Source organism: Curtobacterium sp. Leaf183 (assembly GCF_001424385.1).
Lineage (GTDB): Bacteria > Actinomycetota > Actinomycetes > Actinomycetales > Microbacteriaceae > Curtobacterium.
The window spans coordinates 218,332-234,211 of record NZ_LMPO01000001.1; the positions used below are offsets into that span (position 1 = coordinate 218,332).

General features: G+C 71.7%; 20 protein-coding genes. 10 read left to right on the forward strand and 10 right to left on the reverse strand.

Annotated elements, in window-relative coordinates:
- Positions 1-454, forward strand: a 454-nt coding sequence (locus tag ASG04_RS17735; RefSeq protein ID WP_321164472.1) for an amino acid--tRNA ligase-related protein, incomplete at its 5' end; no start/stop codon positions are given.
- Positions 455-647: 193 nt separating this feature from the next.
- Here the strand turns inward: ASG04_RS17735 and ASG04_RS00980 are convergent.
- The 5 genes from ASG04_RS00980 to ASG04_RS00995 all read right to left on the reverse strand — a co-directional run bounded on the left by ASG04_RS00980 (position 648) and on the right by ASG04_RS00995 (position 2,336).
- Complete coding sequence (locus ASG04_RS00980) at positions 648-941, reverse strand: Dabb family protein (RefSeq protein WP_056118951.1); 294 nt, start codon at positions 939-941, stop codon at positions 648-650.
- The gene (locus ASG04_RS00985) at positions 938-1,192 is read right to left on the reverse strand and encodes a glutaredoxin family protein (protein ID WP_056118954.1); all 255 of its coding nucleotides are present in this window, start codon (positions 1,190-1,192) and stop codon (positions 938-940) included. Before ASG04_RS00985 ends, ASG04_RS00980 begins: the two co-directional genes overlap by 4 nt.
- A 78-nt stretch (positions 1,193-1,270) precedes the next feature.
- Positions 1,271-1,369 carry a 30S ribosomal protein bS22 gene (locus ASG04_RS16925; RefSeq protein ID WP_003792170.1) on the reverse strand — a complete coding sequence of 33 codons (99 nt, stop codon included), beginning with the start codon at positions 1,367-1,369 and terminating at the stop codon, positions 1,271-1,273.
- Positions 1,370-1,501: 132 nt separating this feature from the next.
- Positions 1,502-1,696, reverse strand: coding sequence for a helix-turn-helix domain-containing protein (locus ASG04_RS00990; RefSeq protein WP_056118956.1), 195 nt, complete (start codon positions 1,694-1,696; stop codon positions 1,502-1,504).
- A 124-nt stretch (positions 1,697-1,820) separates the two neighbouring features.
- Positions 1,821-2,336, reverse strand: a complete 516-nt coding sequence (locus tag ASG04_RS00995) for an ArsR/SmtB family transcription factor (RefSeq protein WP_056118959.1) — start codon at positions 2,334-2,336, stop codon at positions 1,821-1,823.
- 72 nt (positions 2,337-2,408) lie between these two features.
- Here ASG04_RS00995 and ASG04_RS01000 point away from each other — a divergent pair, with 72 nt between their 5' ends.
- Both ASG04_RS01000 and ASG04_RS01005 read left to right on the forward strand, forming a co-directional pair.
- Positions 2,409-3,842 (forward strand): TrkH family potassium uptake protein, encoded by a 1,434-nt coding sequence (locus tag ASG04_RS01000; protein WP_056118964.1) that lies wholly within the window; start codon positions 2,409-2,411, stop codon positions 3,840-3,842.
- A complete protein-coding gene (locus ASG04_RS01005; protein ID WP_181436905.1) occupies positions 3,835-4,530 on the forward strand; it encodes a potassium channel family protein in 696 nt (231 codons plus the stop codon). The genes ASG04_RS01000 and ASG04_RS01005 overlap by 8 nt, the downstream gene beginning before the upstream one ends.
- Before the next feature lie 67 nt (positions 4,531-4,597).
- On the opposite strand, the gene proC is transcribed toward ASG04_RS01005, so the two are convergent.
- Positions 4,598-5,428, reverse strand: coding sequence for a pyrroline-5-carboxylate reductase (proC, locus tag ASG04_RS01010; RefSeq protein WP_056118967.1), 831 nt, complete (start codon positions 5,426-5,428; stop codon positions 4,598-4,600).
- Between the two features lie 65 nt (positions 5,429-5,493).
- Between proC and ASG04_RS01015 the strand changes: the two genes are divergently transcribed.
- On the forward strand, positions 5,494-6,450 hold the full coding sequence (locus ASG04_RS01015) for a cation diffusion facilitator family transporter (protein ID WP_056118972.1): 957 nt from the start codon (positions 5,494-5,496) through the stop codon (positions 6,448-6,450).
- 57 nt (positions 6,451-6,507) lie between these two features.
- Here the strand turns inward: ASG04_RS01015 and ASG04_RS01020 are convergent, their stop codons facing one another.
- Positions 6,508-6,939: a nucleoside deaminase gene (locus ASG04_RS01020; RefSeq protein WP_056118975.1), complete on the reverse strand. Its 432-nt coding sequence runs from the start codon at positions 6,937-6,939 to the stop codon at positions 6,508-6,510.
- A gap of 105 nt (positions 6,940-7,044) precedes the next feature.
- On the opposite strand from ASG04_RS01020, the gene upp reads away from it, so the two are divergent.
- The 5 genes from upp to ASG04_RS01045 all read left to right on the forward strand — a co-directional run bounded on the left by upp (position 7,045) and on the right by ASG04_RS01045 (position 12,620).
- Entirely contained in the window at positions 7,045-7,680 is a 636-nt protein-coding gene (gene upp, locus ASG04_RS01025) for a uracil phosphoribosyltransferase (protein WP_056118978.1), read from the forward strand.
- A gap of 460 nt (positions 7,681-8,140) precedes the next feature.
- Positions 8,141-8,899 (forward strand): winged helix-turn-helix domain-containing protein, encoded by a 759-nt coding sequence (locus ASG04_RS01030; protein ID WP_156463468.1) that lies wholly within the window; start codon positions 8,141-8,143, stop codon positions 8,897-8,899.
- A 279-nt stretch (positions 8,900-9,178) separates the two neighbouring features.
- Positions 9,179-9,670, forward strand: a complete 492-nt coding sequence (locus tag ASG04_RS01035; protein ID WP_200938376.1) for a MarR family winged helix-turn-helix transcriptional regulator — start codon at positions 9,179-9,181, stop codon at positions 9,668-9,670.
- Complete coding sequence (locus ASG04_RS01040) at positions 9,667-11,016, forward strand: cryptochrome/photolyase family protein (protein WP_056118983.1); 1,350 nt, start codon at positions 9,667-9,669, stop codon at positions 11,014-11,016. Before ASG04_RS01035 ends, ASG04_RS01040 begins: the two co-directional genes overlap by 4 nt.
- Positions 11,013-12,620, forward strand: coding sequence for a serine hydrolase domain-containing protein (locus ASG04_RS01045; RefSeq protein ID WP_056118986.1), 1,608 nt, complete (start codon positions 11,013-11,015; stop codon positions 12,618-12,620). The genes ASG04_RS01040 and ASG04_RS01045 overlap by 4 nt, the downstream gene beginning before the upstream one ends.
- 15 nt (positions 12,621-12,635) lie before the next feature.
- On the opposite strand, the gene ASG04_RS01050 is transcribed toward ASG04_RS01045, so the two are convergent.
- On the reverse strand, positions 12,636-13,610 hold the full coding sequence (locus ASG04_RS01050; RefSeq protein ID WP_162241677.1) for a carbohydrate kinase family protein: 975 nt from the start codon (positions 13,608-13,610) through the stop codon (positions 12,636-12,638).
- A gap of 199 nt (positions 13,611-13,809) precedes the next feature.
- Here ASG04_RS01050 and ASG04_RS01055 point away from each other — a divergent pair, with 199 nt between their 5' ends.
- The gene (locus ASG04_RS01055; RefSeq protein ID WP_082517701.1) at positions 13,810-14,382 is read left to right on the forward strand and encodes a hypothetical protein; all 573 of its coding nucleotides are present in this window, start codon (positions 13,810-13,812) and stop codon (positions 14,380-14,382) included.
- A gap of 84 nt (positions 14,383-14,466) precedes the next feature.
- Here ASG04_RS01055 and ASG04_RS01060 read toward each other — a convergent pair whose 3' ends face one another.
- Both ASG04_RS01060 and ASG04_RS01065 read right to left on the reverse strand, forming a co-directional pair.
- Complete coding sequence (locus ASG04_RS01060; protein WP_056118994.1) at positions 14,467-15,081, reverse strand: superoxide dismutase; 615 nt, start codon at positions 15,079-15,081, stop codon at positions 14,467-14,469.
- A 44-nt stretch (positions 15,082-15,125) separates the two neighbouring features.
- A complete protein-coding gene (locus ASG04_RS01065) occupies positions 15,126-15,665 on the reverse strand; it encodes a flavin reductase family protein (RefSeq protein WP_056118997.1) in 540 nt (179 codons plus the stop codon).
- Positions 15,666-15,880 lie beyond the last annotated feature (215 nt).

Genomic DNA, 15,880 nt, shown 5'->3' on the forward strand with positions numbered 1-15,880 from the left:
CACGATCGTCGCCGACAGCGGCCACGACGTCGTCCGGGCCGACGGCGACCTGGACCCCGAGGGCGAGCGCCGCGTGTCCGCCTGGGCCAAGGAGCACCACGGTTCGGAGTTCGTGTTCGTCACGGACTACGACGCCTCGATCCGGCCGTACTACCACATGCGCCACGCCGACGACCCGACGCTCACGAACAGCTACGACTTGCTGTTCAACGGCGCCGAGATCTCCACGGGCGCTCAGCGCGAGCACCGCGTCGACGTCCTCACCGCCCAGGCCGAGGAGAAGGGTCTGGACCCGGCCGAGCTCGGCTGGTACCTGGACTTCTTCCGCTACGGCGTGCCGCCGCACGGCGGGTTCGGCATGGGTCTGGCCCGCGTGCTCATGCTCATGCTCGGCGAGCCCTCGATCCGCGAGGTCACGTACCTGTTCCGCGGCCCGACGCGCCTGACCCCGTAGTCGGCGCGCGGGGGCGACGCGAGCCGCACCCGCACCCGCACAACCAAAGCCGGCTCGACCACGGACTTCCGTGGTTCGAGCCGGCTTTCGTTGTGCGCCGCCGATGCGCACCAGCGCGGCGCAGGCGCACGCGACGGCGCCAGCGCACGCGCAGCCGTACGCGCGCGCACGCGCCCCGGTATGGAGGCCCGGCTCAGTCCTGCCAGTCGATGGCGGCGCGGCTCGCGACGAGCTCGCGGATCTCGGCGGCGGCGGCCTGGTGCTGCGGGTGCACCTGGTACTCGTCGAGCCCGGCGAGGTCGTCGAACGTCGCGACGACGGCGACCTCGTGGTTCTTGTCGGGGTAAGCGACGTTGTCGACGACCCGCAGCGTGCGGATGGACGGCACGACCCCGACCAGCCCGGTCAGGAGCGTCCGGATCCGTTCGATCGTGGCGGCCCGGTCGAGTTCGGGACGGAGCCCCCAGGAGACGACGTGGTTGATCATGCGGTGGCCTCGGCCTTCTCGATCGCACGCGACAGCCGGTCGGCGTCGACGTGCCAGTTGCTGTGGACCCTGCCGTCGACGAGCACGACCGGGATGTCCTCGGCGTACTCGAGCCGGAGCGCGTCGTCGTCGAGGATCGACCGCTCGGTCAGGGTGACGCCGGGGTGCGCGGCGACGACCCGTTCGACGATGGGTCGGGCGTCGTCGCAGAGGTGGCATCCGGGCTTGGTCAGGAGCGTCACGGCGGGCATGCTCCCAGCGTAGCCAGGCCCGTGGCCGGGGAACGCAAAAGCCCCGGCGAACCGGGGCTTCGACGACGGTCTTGCGACCTACTTCTTGTTGCGACGCTGGTGGCGCGTCTTGCGAAGGAGCTTGCGGTGCTTCTTCTTCGCCATGCGCTTGCGACGCTTCTTGATGACAGAACCCATGTGGACCTCGCTCGGACTGATGCTGATGTACGGACACCGGGCCGATGAAGCCGCGGAAAATCAACCTCCCCGATGCTACCGGAGCGGTGCTCCGATGTCGAACGGGCCGGTGCGCCGAGGAGCCGGAACGTCTCAGCCGACGTCGGCGATGCCGCCGCGCAGGACCTCGGCGACGGCCGACTCGGGCACGCGGAAGGACCGTCCGAAGCGGATCGCGGGGAGCTCCCCCGCGTGCACCATGCGGTAGACGGTCATCTTCGAGACGCGCATCATCTCGGCGACCTCAGCGACGGTCAGGAAGCGCACGTCGTCGAAAGTGCCGTTCATGGTCCGCCTCCGGAAGGCTGCGCCGGGGCCGATCGGCTCGTTCCCGGACGCGGATGATTGGTGTGACCTGAGTGGTCACTGGCAACTGTAGGGGCGTCTGCGGCCCGGTGTCCAGCGTTCTCGGTCAGTCCTGGTCGGGGCGCTTGGTGAAGCGTCGACGGGACCGGTCCACGACCCGCTCCCAGCCCTGCTGCGCACCCGAGAACGCCGCCGTCGCGCGGTACGACGCCTCGGCCATCACGCGCCCGAGTTCGGTGCCGACCTCGACCGTGGCCTTGCCCGCCACTCCGTTCCGGCGCACCGACACGGGCTGGCCGTCCGGGGTCCAGGCGGTGGTCGCCGGTGTGCCGTCGGCGTCGACCGCGCCGGTGAACGGCACGACCCACTCCTCGATGTGCAGCAGCGGCTCCGGGTCGAGACGGTAGAAGCGGTGCTGCCCTTCCTCGCGGGAGGTGACGAGCCCGATGTCACGGAGCACACGCAGGTGCTTCGACACCGTGGGCTGACTGACCCCGAGCTTCTCGACGAGCTGGCCGACGCTCAGTTCCCCGCCGGTGGCGTCCGCGCCGTACGCGGTGAGGAGCGCGCCGAGGAGCTCGCGCCGCGTCGGGTCCGCGACCACGCTGAAGATGTCGGCCATGCGGCAAGGCTAACCGCCGCGCCGCGCGATGTACCATGCGAGGCGTCCCGCCCATGTCCTCGGAGGCATACGATGCTCGACCGCACGGAGCCGCCGTCCCGCGCGGTGGGCGCGACGCGTCGGCGCCCCTCCCGGCTGGGTACTGCGCTCCGGTCGTCGCCGTCGCGTCTGGCGATCGTGGTGTTCGTCGCGCTGATCTTCGTCTTCACGAGCCTGTTCATGACCCCGCTGGCGACCGCGGACGGCTCGTCGACCCACTTCGCCGACGCGCTCTTCACCGCCGCGTCGGTCGTGTGCGTCACCGGCCTGTCCACCGTCGACATGGCGACGCACTGGTCGGTGTTCGGCAAGACCCTGGTGGTCATCGGCACGCAGATCGGCGCCGTCGGCGTGCTGACCTTCGCGTCGATCCTCGGGCTGTTCGTGACGCGCAAGCTCGGCCTGCGCGCCAAGCTCATGGCCGCCGGGGACTCGAACCCGCTCCGCACCCACCACGGCGCGGTCCCCGAGGGACAGGCCGTGCGGCTCGGCGAGGTCGGCACCCTGCTCGCGACGGTCGCGATCAGCACCCTGTCGATCGAGATCGTCCTGGGGCTCCTGCTGCTGCCGTCGGTGCTCATCGCCGGCATGCCGTTCTGGACCGCAGTCGGTGACTCCTTCTACTACGCCGCGATGGCCTTCACGAACACCGGGTTCGCACCGAACGCGACGGGGCTCGAGCCGTTCGCCCACGACTACTGGTTCCTGTCGCTGCTCATGGTCGGCGTGGTCGCGGGGTCGATCGGCTTCCCGGTGATCCGCGCCCTCACGAAGCAGCTCCGGACGCCGCGACGGTGGCCCATCCACGTGAAGCTCACCCTGGCGACGAGCGGGGTGCTGCTGCTCGGCGGCGCGGCCGTCTACATCGCGCTCGAGGCCTCGAACCCGAGCACGTTCGGGCAGGAGGGAGCCGGCCGCACCGCGTTCCAGGCGCTCTTCCTGTCGACGATGACCCGGTCGGGTGGCTTCTCGCTCGTCGACTTCGACCAGCTCAACGGATCGAGCCTGCTCGTCACCGACATGCTCATGTTCATCGGCGGCGGCTCCGCGTCCACCGCCGGCGGCATCAAGGTCACGACGCTCGCGGTGCTGTTCCTGGCCGCGGTCGCCGAGGCCCGCGGCCGTCGCAGCATGGAGGCCTTCGGTCGACGGATCCCGAGCGACGTGCTGCGCGTGGCCGTCGCGGTCGTGCTCTGGGGAGCCACGATCGTCGCCGTCGCCACCGTCGTCCTGCTCCAGATCACCCACGAGTCGCTCGACCGCGTGCTGTTCGAGGTCATCTCCGCGTTCGCGACCTGCGGCCTGTCGTCGGGGGTGAGCGCCGACCTGCCGGAGTCGGGCAAGTACGTCCTCGCCGCGACGATGTTCCTGGGCCGTGTCGGTACAGTGACCATCGCCGCCGCGCTGGCCGCCAGCCAGAGCCGGCAACTGTTCCGCCGTCCCGAGGAGAGGCCGATCGTTGGCTGACCGAACCCGTCCGCAGCACCCGCTCGGTGCCGTCAGCCACGACGCCCCGGTGCTCGTCATCGGTCTCGGCCGGTTCGGCGCCGCGACCGCCGGGCAGCTCGAGCGCCAGGACCGCGAGGTCCTGGTCGTCGACACCGACCCGGGGCTCGTGCAGAAGTGGTCCGACCGGGTCACGCACGCGGTGCAGGCCGACGCGACCGACATCGACGCCCTGCGGCAGATCGGCGCGCAGGACTTCCCCATCGCGGTGGTCGGCACGGGCAGCGACCTCGAGTCCAGCGTCCTGATCACGGCGAACCTGGTCGACCTCGGCATCCCCCAGATCTGGGCGAAGGCGATCAGCCGCTCGCACGGCACGATCCTGTCGCGCATCGGCGCGAACCACGTCGTCTACCCGGAGCGCGAGGCCGGCGAGCGCACCGCGCACCTGGTGTCGGGTCGGATGCTCGACTTCATCGAGTTCGACGACGACTTCGCCGTCGTGAAGATGTTCCCGCCGCGCTCGGTGCGGGGCAAGGACCTCGGCACCACGGCGATCCGCACCCGCTTCGGGCTGACCGTCCTCGGCATCAAGCCCCCGGGCGAGGCCTTCGTGCCCGCCACCCCCGAGAGCGTCATCGGTGAGCACGACGTCATCATCGTGTCCGGCTCGACGACGGCGCTGGAGCGCTTCGCCGCCCTGGAGTAGACCCGACACCGGACGGGAGGCCCGTGGCGGCGCCGCCACGGGCCTCCCGTCCGTCCGCTGGTCGCGACTAGAGCTCCGACAGCTCCTCGGCGCGCGCGATCGCCGCGTCGGCGGCGCGCCGGAGTGTGTCCGCCAGGTCGGCCTGCTGCAGCACGGCAACCGCGCGCTCGGTCGTGCCCTTCGGGCTCGTGACCGCGCGCCGCAGGTCCGACGGCTCCCGGCCGGAGCGCTCGAGGAGCTCGACCGCGCCCCGCACGGTGCCCTGCACCATCGTCTCGGCCTGGTCGTGCGTGAAGCCGAGCGACTCCGCAGCGCGCTGCCACTCCTCGATGAGCAGGAACACGTACGCCGGACCGGACCCGGAGACCGCGGAGAGCGCGTCCAGCCGGTCCTCGGGGACCTCGATCACCGAGCCGGAGACGTCGAACAGGCGCGACGCGAGCGCAACGGCATCGGCGTCGGCCGACGTCCCGCCGCTGACCCCGGTGACGCCGTGACCGACGCCGATCGGCGTGTTCGGCAGCGCGCGGACGACACGGACACCGTCGGGGACGCGGGCCTGCATCGCGGCGGTCGTCACTCCGACCGCGACGCTGACCACCACGGTGCCCGGAGCCAGGTCGGGGGCGACCTCGTCGAGCAGGTCCCCCACACCGAACGGCTTCACGCCGAGCACCACGATGCCGGCGCCGCGGACGGCAGCGCGGTTGGCGTCGGCATCGGTGTCGCTGGCGTGCGCGTCGAGGCCGCGTTCGCGGTGGGCGGCGGCTGATGCCTCGGACTTCGTCGTCAGGACCACGGTCGCCGGGTCCAGTCCGGCGGCGAGCAGACCGTCCAGGACCGCGCCGGACATGGAGCCGACACCGAGCAGCGCGGTGCGGGGCAGTTCGATCGTCATGGCCCGACCCTACCGAGCAGCCTCCCCGTAGGATCGTGCAGCAGGTCAGCAGAACAGGGGTCACAGTGAGCGCTTCCGGAGGCAACCGGGCCATCTTCGCCGCACTCGGCGCGAACGTCGGCATCGCGGTCGTCAAGTTCATCGCGGCGGCGATCAGCGGCTCCGCGTCGATGCTCGCCGAGGGCGTGCACTCGCTCGCGGACTCGGCGAACCAGCTCCTGCTGCTGCTCGGTGGCCGACGCGCCCGACGTGCCGCCGACGAGGAACACCCGTTCGGGTACGGCCGCGAGCGCTACGTGTACGCCTTCGTCGTGTCGATCGTCCTGTTCTCGGTCGGCGGGGTGTTCTCCCTCTACGAGGGCATCGAGAAGTTCGCCGACCCGCACCCGCTCGACAACTGGTGGCTGCCGATGCTCGTGCTCGTGATCGCCATCGGGCTCGAGGGCTTCTCGCTCCGCACGGCGCTGAAGGAAGCGGCACCGCACAAGGGCTCGATGTCCTGGGTGCAGTACGTCCGCCGCGCGAAGGCCCCCGAGCTGCCCGTGGTGATGCTCGAGGACACCGCGGCGCTGACGGGTCTGGTGTTCGCCCTGTTCGGCGTGGGGTTGACCGCGCTCACCGGCAACGGGGTGTTCGACGCCATCGGCACGGTGCTGATCGCCGTCCTGCTCATCGCCGTGGCGCTCGTGCTCGGTGTCGAGACGAAGAGCCTGCTCGTCGGCGAGGGTGCCAGCGCCGCCGACGTCACCGCGATCAAGGCCGCGCTGCTCGACGGCCCGGAGATCGAGTCGATCATCCACATCAAGACGCTCTACCTGGGGCCGGACGAGCTCATGGTCGGGGTGAAGGTGGCGGTCGACGGCGACCGGCGGCTCGGTGACGTGGCCGCGGGGATCGACGCGGTCGAGCAGCGCGTGCGTCGGGCCGTGCCGGTTGCGCGGGTGATCTACGTCGAGCCGGACGTCCTGCGGACGGGGCCGCGGCCGCCGACCGAGGCGATCGTGATCCGCGCGGCGGACTAGCGGTCGGCGCGTCAGCGTCGGTGCGTCACCGTCGGTGCGTCACCGTCGGTCGGCAGGTCAGCGTCGGTCGGCGAAGAACGCGTCCAGCAGGGCGGCGCACTGTTCCTCGAGCACGCCTGCGACGACCTCGGACCGGTGCGGCAGCCGTCGGTCCCGGGCGATGTCGTGGACGCTGCCGGACGCCCCCGCCTTCGGGTCCCAGGCGCCGAACACGATGCGCGGGACGCGAGCGGCCAGGATCGCGCCCGCACACATCACGCAGGGCTCGAGCGTGACGACCAGGGTGTACCGGTCGAGGTGCCAGTCGCCCACCGACGCGGCGGCGGCGCGGAGCGCCAGGACCTCGGCGTGCGCCGTGGGGTCCTGCGTGGCCTCGCGCTCGTTCCGCCCGGTCGCGACGACCGTGCCGTGCTCGTCGACCACGACCGCTCCCACCGGGACGTCCCCCGTCGCCAGGCACGCCCGGGCCTCGGTGAGGGCCTGTTCCATGGCGGAGCGCCACGGCCGGGCTGCGGGGTCGTCCACGGGTCCTCCTGCGCTGCTCGGTCCTGCGCGCGGCCGTCCGTCGGCACGCGGCACGGTACGCTCGACCCTATGCGAGTCCACGTCGCCGACCACCCGCTCATCACCCACAAGCTCTCGGTGCTCCGCGACCGGACCACTCCCTCACCCACGTTCCGCGCGCTGACCGAGGAACTCGTCACGTTGCTGGCCTACGAGGCCACGCGCAACGTGCGCGTCACGGCCACGCCGATCTCCACGCCGGTCGCGCAGACCATGGGCGTCGCGATCGCCAAGCCGCGTCCGCTGGTGGTCCCCATCCTGCGTGCGGGACTCGGCATGCTCGAGGGCATGGTCAAGCTCGTGCCCACGGCCGAGGTCGGGTTCCTCGGCATGGCCCGCAACGAGGAGACCCTCGAGCCGCAGACCTACGCCGAGCGCCTGCCGGACGACCTGTCGAACCGTCAGTGCTTCGTGCTGGACCCGATGCTGGCGACCGGTGGCACCCTCGCGGCGGCGATCGACTTCCTGTTCGACCGCGGCGCCGTCGACGTCACCTGCGTGTGCATCCTCGGTGCGCCCGAGGGACTCAAGGCCGTCGAGGCGGCGGTCGGCGACCGTGACGTCACCATCGTGCTGGGTGCCCTCGACGAGCGGCTGGACGAGAACGGCTACATCGTCCCGGGTCTCGGGGACGCGGGCGACCGTCTGTACGGACTGGCCGAGTAGCGCCCACCGTCGGCAGACCGTCCGGGCGGACGGTTGACAGCCGCTTGGTATACCGCTGATACTCATCGACATGACTGCAACCGTGTCCCGCGTCCTCTCCGAGGCGTGCCCCTCCACCGGGGCAGTGCGGACCGTCGGCACGATGATGTCGGCGGCGGCCGTCATGCGTTGTCGAATGTGTGCCTGACCGGCACCTGTTCCAGCCGGATCCGCCGCGACACCACCCCGGTCGCGAGCGCCTGATCCCCACGGTGACGACCACCGACGACGCGCACGGCGTGTCACGAGGTCGTCGACCGCTCCCCCGGGTCAGCCCCGGTCCGACGTCGGACCGCAGGGCAGGTCGGCTCCCCTGCACACCCGCAGGGCGTCGACCGCACGAACCGCACCCGGGCTGACGCATTCGACACCGGCCGCCCCGCTCCTCGCGAGCACCGGCCACACCGCCCGGAGAACCACCATGTCGCTCACCATCGCCCAGCCCCGCACCACCACCGCCCCCGCGCCGCTCGACCTGGGCTCCGTGACGCCCATCCGGACCCGGCGCACGCCGATCCAGCCCGCGCGCACAACACTGCCGACCAGCCCCGTCGTCGCACCGCAGCGCAACCGGTCGCTCCCCGAGGGCACCGAGGCACGCGGATTCGCCCTGTACGTCGGCATCGACGAGGCAGCGGCCGCCGCGGCCGGCACGACCCTGGCCGCCGTGGTCGAGCAGCTCAAGGCCCTGACCGCGCAGCTCGTCCCCACCGCCGAGACGTACGCCGCCGTGGCCGTGGCCGCCGAGGACTCCGGCGGGCGCGACGTCGACGTGGTGCGCCTCGCCCTGCAGGACCGGTCCGCGGTCGCCGCGCGGAAGCAGGCCGAGAAGACCGAACCCGAGGAGACCGGTGTCGTCATCGACATCTCCCGGAAGCGCGTCACGCTCGACGGCGAGGCCGCTCCCCTGACCTACAAGGAGTTCGAGCTCCTGCAGTTCCTCGTCCTGCGCGAGGGCCGCACCGTCGACCGCTCGGCGATCATCGACGGCCTGTGGTCGGACGACGAGGACGAGACGCCGAACGAGCGCACCATCGACGTGCACGTCCGACGACTCCGTTCGAAGCTCGGTGCCTTCGAGGAGATCGTGCGCACCGTCCGGGGTGTCGGCTACCGCTTCGACCGGCACGCCGACGTCGCCGTCCGCTACGCATCGACACCGTCGCCCGACCTGTTCTGACCTTCGATGCGGCGTCCGTGCCGCCTCTTGGTGAACTCGCAGCGAACGAAGCCGTCGGATGGTGGCGCCCGTTACCCCTTCGTTATACAGTCGTCAGCAGCAGTCGGGGTTTGCTGTGGCTCCGCCTGCGGAATGTGATTGCAGGACACTCTTGGTGCAAGGGAGAAGGCCGGTCGTCCACCAGGGCGACCGGCCTTCGTCCGTCCGGAGCCCTCCGCGATCCGAGTGTCTGCCCCCGTCGGTAGTGTGGAGGACCACCGGACCAGAGGGAGTACCACCGTGAACGACAGGTCGACCGCCGTCGCCGCCTGGGAAGCCCTCTTCCGGGCGCAGGTGAGCGTCATGCGGAACCTCAACAACGAGTTCCCCGGCGGCGAGATCTCGTTCAACGAGTACGACGTCTGCTTCAACCTCTCCACGCAGCCCGGCCGACGTGCCCGCATGCGGGACCTGACGGGGCACCTGCTCCTGACCCAGCCGAGCGTCAGCCGGCTGGTCGACCGGCTCGCGTCGCGCGGCATCGTCGAGAAGCAGCCCGACCCGACCGACGCCCGCGGGGTGATCGTCGCCCTCACGCCCCATGGTTTCGACGTCTACCGCGCGGTCGCCGTGCAGCACGCCGCCAGCATCGCCGCCCAGGTCAGCGCCGGCCTGACGGACGCCGAGCTCCGCACCCTCACCGACCTCTGCACCAAGCTCCGCACGGCGACCTCCGACCCGGTCCCCGCCCGACGCGGCGGCGCGCCCCTGACCGACGTGGCGACGGCATGACCGGCGCGATCGTCTGGCTGCGCGACGACCTGCGGCTCGCTGACAACCCCGCACTCCGCGCGGGCATCGACCACGGCGGTGACCTGACCGTCGTCCACGTCCTCGACGACCAGAGCGAGGGGATCCGTCCGCTCGGCGGTGCGGCGAAGTGGTGGCTGCACCAGTCGCTGACGTCGCTCGACGCCGACCTGCGGCAACGCGGGTCCCGACTCGTGCTCCGCCGGGGCGCCGCGCCCGACGTCATCGACCAGCTCGTCGCCGACACCGGAGCGGACGGCGTCTACTGGAACCGTCGGTACGGCCCGGTCGAACGCGAGATCGACGCCGGCATCAAGGCCGCACTGACCGACCGTGGCATCGCTGCGCACAGCTTCGCGGCGTCGCTGCTCTGGGAACCGTGGACCGTGCTGAACGGCTCGGGCGAGGCCTACAAGGTCTTCACGCCGTTCTGGCGTGCGGCCCAGGCGATGCCCGAGCCCCGGCACCCCCTCCCGAAGCCGCGCACGCTGCCCGACCCGTCGTCCGCCACCGGTGACGACCTCGCCGACTGGGCGCTCCTGCCGACCTCCCCGGACTGGGCCGGCGGGCTGCGTGACGCGTGGACGCCGGGCGAGCACGGTGCGGCCAAGCTGCTCGAGGACTTCGTCGAGCACGCGCTCGAGGACTACGACCAGCGCGACGAACCCGCCATGGCCGCGACCAGCGACCTGTCCCCACACCTGCGGTGGGGCGAGATCAGCCCGTACCAGGTGTGGCACCGGCTGCACGGCAAGCTCGAGCCGCACCAGCGCCAGCAGGCACCCGCGTTCCTGCGACAGCTCGCCTGGCGCGAGTTCAACTGGCACGAGTACTTCCACTGCGAGCAGCTCGCCATGGTGAACGTCCGGCGCGAGTTCGACGCGTTCCCGTGGCGCGATGCCCCCGAGGACGAACTCCAGCGCTGGTACCACGGCACCACCGGGTTCGACCTGGTCGACGCCGGCATGCGCGAGCTGTGGAGCTCGGGCGCGATGCACAACCGTGTGCGCCTGGCCACGGCGAGCTTCCTCGTGAAGAACATGCTCGTCGACTGGCGCATCGGTGAACAGTGGTTCTGGGACACGCTGGTGGACGCCGACCCCGCCAACAACGCCGGCAACTGGCAGTGGGTCGCGGGCTCCGGGTTCGACGCGGCGCCGTACTTCCGGGTGTTCAACCCGGACCGGCAGCTCGAGCGGTTCGACAAGCACCGCGAGTACGTGCGGCGCTGGGTCCCCGCCGACGAGGAACGCCCGGAGCCGATGCTCGACCTGCGCGAGACCCGGCAGCGAGCCCTCGACGCGTACGACCGGATGCGCCGCGCATGACCGGTGCCACCGCGGCGGCGATCGACCGGATCGACGGGCTGTTCGGCGATCGGGTCGACCAGGGCATCGCTCCGAGTTCCGTCTGGGGTGTGTTCGACCGCAACGGCCTCGTCGCGACCGGCGGTCACGGTGACCGTGGTGACGGCGCACCACCGGACGCGCACACGGTCTACCGGATCGCGTCCTGCACGAAGAGCGTCACCGCGGCGACGCTCCTGTCGCTCGTCGCCGACGGCAGCGTCTCGCTCGACGTGCCGATCACCGACTTCGTCCCGGCCTTCGCGGACGTCACCCTGCCCACCGCCGACTCGGCCGTGCCGACGCTCCGCATGCTGCTGACCATGTCGGCCGGGTTCCCGACCGACGACCCCTGGGGCGACCGCCAGGAGTCGATCACCGACGCCGAGCTCGACGCCGTGCTGCGCGAGGGGCTGCTGTTCGACAGCGTGCCCGGCACCGGGTTCGCCTACTCGAACCTCGGGTACGCACTGCTCGGTCGTGCGGTCCAGGTCGTCGCGGGCCGCCCCTTCACCGAGGTGGCGTCCCAGATCGTCCTGCGCCCACTCGGTCTCGACGACACCGTGTTCGCGGCGGCCGACGCCCGCGGCGTCGTCGTCGCCGGCGCCCGCCGCCACGACGACGCATGGGAAGCGCTGCCCCTCAGCGGCCCCGGCGCCTTCTCGCCGATCGGCGGGCTGTTCTCCACCGTGACGGACCTGTCCCGCTGGGCGCGCCACCTGTCGTCGGCGTTCGCGTCGGTGGTCGACCCCCACGGCGCTGCCGAGCCCGGGCCGGTCTCCCCCGCCGACCGTCGGACGATGCAGCAGGCCATGCGCGTCATCCCCGCGCCGGCGATCCCGGGTGCCCGTCGCCCGATCGGGTACGGCTTCGGGCTGTTCGTCGAACAGGACGACGCGGTCGGACCGATCGTGTCGCACTCCGGCGGGTACCCCGGGTTCTCCGCGCACATGCGCTGGTCGGTCCGCACCGGCCTCGGGGTCGTCGCGTTCGAGAACGCCACGCAGGCCAAGGTGTCGGTCCCGACCGAGGCCGCGCACGACCTGCTGCTCGGCATCGAGCGACCGGGCGTCCGGCCCTCCGAGGCGACCCGGACGCCCGCTGCGTCCCCGCCCGCCGCGGTGACGGTGCTGCCCGCGACGCGCGCGGCACAGGCAGCGGTGACGCGCCTCCTCGCCGCGTGGACGGCAGCGCCCGACACGACGAGCACCGACACGACAGCGTCCGACACGACAGCGTCCGAAACGACGATCATCGACACGACGAGCACCGACACGGAGACGCAGCACCCGGCTGCGCCCGACAGTACCCACGACCCCGTCGCACAGGCGATCTGCTCGCCGAACGTCCCGATGGACGTGCCCTGGGACCGGCGCCGTTCGGCCGCCCTGCGTGCCGTGGCCGCGGTCGGTGCCGACGTGCACGCGGACCCCGTCGGCGAGTCCTCGTCGGCCCCGACGCACCTGCGCTGGTGGCTCCCCGGCACGGCCGGACGACTCCGGGTCGAGATCCGGCTCGCACCCCTCGCGTCAGGGCTGGTCCAGACATTGGTCGTGGCCGCGGAACCGGTGGAGCGCGACCGCTGACGTCCAGCGTCCGGGTCAGACCGGCGGGCGCCCGCCGACGAACCCCAGGGCGCGCGCGGCGACCCTGGTCCCCTCGCGCGCGGCGGACCCGACGCGCACCTGGTCGGTGGCCCACGCGCGGATGAACCCCGCGGCGAACGCGTCTCCGGCACCCAGGGTGTCGACGACCGTCGCCGGCGTCGCCGGGACCCGTTGCGGGACGCGTCCTCGACGCCCGAGCAGTACGCCGTCGACCCCGAGCGTGACGAGGACGAGGGGCACGGTCTCGGTGAGGATGCGCGCCGCCTCGTCCATGTCGGTCGTCCCGCTGAGCGCCGCCGCCTCGGCACGCCCGGGCAGGAGCACGTCGACGCCGTCGAGGGCCCCCAGCAGGTCAGCAGCACCGATCGCACGCACCACCCCGACCGACGACGGGTCGAGCGACACCCGTGCGGCGCCCGCTCGAGCGCGCTCGACCAGGGCCGCCACCCGGTCCGCTCCCCCGGTGCCGAGCATCGCCTCCCCGGTGAGGTGCACGATGTCGGCGCGGCCGGCGAGGTCCGAGGGCACGTCGTCGGCACTCAGCACCGCGCTCGCGCCGCCGTCGGACATCGAGGTCCGACCGAAGTCGCTGCGCACCGAGACGACGGCGCCGGTCGACGTCCGGGCGTCGTACCGGATGTGCGGTCGGACGCCCGCGTCCTCGAGCGCCCGCTCGTGCCGGTAGACGTCGTCGACCCCGACGCGGCCCACCAGGTCGACGTCGGCGCCGAGCCACCCGAGCCAGGTCGCCGTGTTGCCGGCCGCGCCCGCCGGACGGTGGCGGATCTCCGCGGTCGCATCGTGGTCGCCGGTCGCCTGTGCCCGGGTGTGCACGATCACGCCGTCCAGGACGTCACCGACCACCAGGAAGCGCTTCCCCGCCCCACGACGGCGTCCACCCACCGACCGTCCGCCGGCGGTGCCTCCGGGACGTGACGGGGGCACAGGGCGCTCGGGGAGGTTGGTCATCACACAGAGCCTACGGGTAAGCGAGCAATACTCCGCTTTTCTGGGTGTCGACCTGGATGCTCCTTCAGATCCACATGCCAGGGGCTCCTCTGTCGATACGAGACATTTCAGCGGTACCATGCTCCTGGCCGCACTCCAGCGGCCCGCCGCGGCCGCTGCCCGCCGCGACCGCAGCACACCCGCACCGCCGGAGACGCCCATGCCCCGCAAGCCCGACCCGACCCTCAAGCCAGCGATCGTCGAGAAGGTCGTCCAGCACCTGCGCGACACCCCGATCGCGGACGTCTCGGTCCGCAGTCTCGGTCGCGTCCTGGGCACCAGCGCGTACCCGATCGTCTACCACTTCGGCTCACGCGACGCCCTCATCGACGCCGTCGTCAACCACCTGGCACCGGCAGCCGATCAGCCGCTCGACCCCGGCACAGACGCCACCGGGCTCGCCGACTGGCTCGTGGCACGGTTCGGGGGGCTCGACGACCCCGACCGTGCCCTCGCCGCACGCCTGACGTTCGAGCTCGGGGCCGTCGAGTCGCTCGCTGGTCGGACGCACGAACACCGGTCCCACCAGGCGCTCGTCGACGCGGTGTCCGCCTGGTGCACCGCGCACGGTCACACGGCCGACACCGCGGCCACGACGGCGCAGGCCCTGGTGTCCGCGGCGCGCGGCGCGCAGTGGAGCCACATCGTCGACGACGGGCACACCGACGTCGACACACGGCTGCGGGCCGTCGCACGCGGGCTGACGAGTGACGCGCGCGTCCCGGCGGGCTGAACCGCCGACCTGGACGGCACCGACGGACGACGGGAGGCCCGGTGCCAGCTGGCACCGGGCCTCCCGTCGTTCAGGCGGTCACGCTCAGAGCGTGACGAACTGCTGCGACTTCGCGTTCGCGAAGCGCGCCGCGACGTTCTCCCAGTCGACGATGTTCCACACGGCCTTGACGTAGTCGGCCTTGACGTTGAGGTAGTCGAGGTAGAAGGCGTGCTCCCACATGTCCAGCATGAAGACCGGCACCAGACCGAAGGGCACGTTGGCCTGCTGGTCGAACAGCTGGAAGGTGGTGAGCTTCTGGCCGACGGTGTCCCAGGCGAGGACGGACCAGCCGGAGCCCTGGATGCCCGTGGCGACGGCGGTGAACTGGGCCTGGAACTTCTCGAACGAGCCGAAGAACTCGTCGATCGCCGCGGCGAGCTCGCCCTCCGGGACCTTCGTGTCCGGGCCGAGGTTGGTCCAGAAGATCGAGTGGTTGACGTGGCCGCCGAGGTTGAACGCGAGGTCCTTCTCGAGCTTGTTCACGTTCACCAGGTTGCCCGACTCACGAGCCTCGGCGAGCTGCTGGAGCGCGGTGTTCGCACCCGTCACGTAGGTCTGGTGGTGCTTGTCGTGGTGCAGCTGCATGATCTTGCCGCTGATGTGCGGCTCGAGTGCGGCGTAGTCGTACGGCAGCTCCGGCAGGGTGTACTCAGCCATGTGAGTTCCTTTCGATCAGTGGTTGGCGGATGGTGCTCCGCAGCTCACGAGAGCCGGGAACGATCGGTGAGGGAGTGGAATTCCCGGTTGTGGTAGACCAGCGGCTCGCCCCGGTCGGCGCCGAGGACGATGTCCAGGACCTCGGCGACGACCACGGTCGAGCCACCGATGGGCGTCGTCGACAGGGGGCGGCACCGCAGCACCGACGCGGCGGACGGCAGGTAGCGGTCCCCGGACGGCAGGGTGCCCCACACCGGGTCGTCAGCGGCGGGGCTGCCCGTGCTGGCGAAGCGCTTCGCGAGCGCGACCCCGTGCGCGTCCATCAGGTGGACGACGAACAGCGGGGCTCCGAGGATCGTGCCGGCCGATCCGGAGTTCGTCGACAGCGAGAACACGAGGACCGGCGGGTCGATCGCGACGCTGGCCACGCTCGATGCGGTCAGGCCGGTCGGGCCGTCGGGTCCCTCGGCGGTGATCACCGCGACGCCGGCGGGGTGGCCGCGGAACGCCGACTTGTAGGCGTCGGTGATGCCCGACGGGACGGTGGTCGACGGCGCGGCGTCCGACGGTGCTGCTTCGGGCATGGGAGTCGTGGTTCGTTCCTCGTCTTGGCGGTGGTCGCGGTGCTCGCGGCCATGTCCCAACGTAGGACCTCGACCGCGGTCGAGGTCAGCGATTCACAGGTTCGGTGCACCCCGGGCGTGCCGCGGGGACCGCTCGGTGCGAGGTTCGGGCACGGTGCGGGGTCGCACGGTGCGAGGTTCGCGGGCGGTGCGGGGTCGCACGGTGCGAGGTTCGC

Coding starts and splice junctions, on each gene's coding strand:
- ASG04_RS01000 (WP_056118964.1), top strand. CDS start 2,409: ATGCTCGACCGCACGGAGCCGCCGTCCCGCGCGGTGGGCGCGACGCGT.
- ASG04_RS01065 (WP_056118997.1), bottom strand. CDS start 15,665: ATGCCCGAAGCAGCACCGTCGGACGCCGCGCCGTCGACCACCGTCCCG.
- ASG04_RS00980 (WP_056118951.1), bottom strand. CDS start 941: ATGATCAACCACGTCGTCTCCTGGGGGCTCCGTCCCGAACTCGACCGG.
- proC (WP_056118967.1), bottom strand. CDS start 5,428: ATGACGATCGAACTGCCCCGCACCGCGCTGCTCGGTGTCGGCTCCATG.
- ASG04_RS16925 (WP_003792170.1), bottom strand. CDS start 1,369: ATGGGTTCTGTCATCAAGAAGCGTCGCAAGCGCATGGCGAAGAAGAAG.
- ASG04_RS01030 (WP_156463468.1), top strand. CDS start 8,141: ATGTCGCTCACCATCGCCCAGCCCCGCACCACCACCGCCCCCGCGCCG.
- ASG04_RS01055 (WP_082517701.1), top strand. CDS start 13,810: ATGCCCCGCAAGCCCGACCCGACCCTCAAGCCAGCGATCGTCGAGAAG.
- ASG04_RS01050 (WP_162241677.1), bottom strand. CDS start 13,610: ATGACCAACCTCCCCGAGCGCCCTGTGCCCCCGTCACGTCCCGGAGGC.
- upp (WP_056118978.1), top strand. CDS start 7,045: ATGCGAGTCCACGTCGCCGACCACCCGCTCATCACCCACAAGCTCTCG.
- ASG04_RS01060 (WP_056118994.1), bottom strand. CDS start 15,081: ATGGCTGAGTACACCCTGCCGGAGCTGCCGTACGACTACGCCGCACTC.
- ASG04_RS00995 (WP_056118959.1), bottom strand. CDS start 2,336: ATGGCCGACATCTTCAGCGTGGTCGCGGACCCGACGCGGCGCGAGCTC.
- ASG04_RS00985 (WP_056118954.1), bottom strand. CDS start 1,192: ATGCCCGCCGTGACGCTCCTGACCAAGCCCGGATGCCACCTCTGCGAC.
- ASG04_RS00990 (WP_056118956.1), bottom strand. CDS start 1,696: ATGAACGGCACTTTCGACGACGTGCGCTTCCTGACCGTCGCTGAGGTC.
- ASG04_RS01020 (WP_056118975.1), bottom strand. CDS start 6,939: ATGGAACAGGCCCTCACCGAGGCCCGGGCGTGCCTGGCGACGGGGGAC.
- ASG04_RS01040 (WP_056118983.1), top strand. CDS start 9,667: ATGACCGGCGCGATCGTCTGGCTGCGCGACGACCTGCGGCTCGCTGAC.
- ASG04_RS01045 (WP_056118986.1), top strand. CDS start 11,013: ATGACCGGTGCCACCGCGGCGGCGATCGACCGGATCGACGGGCTGTTC.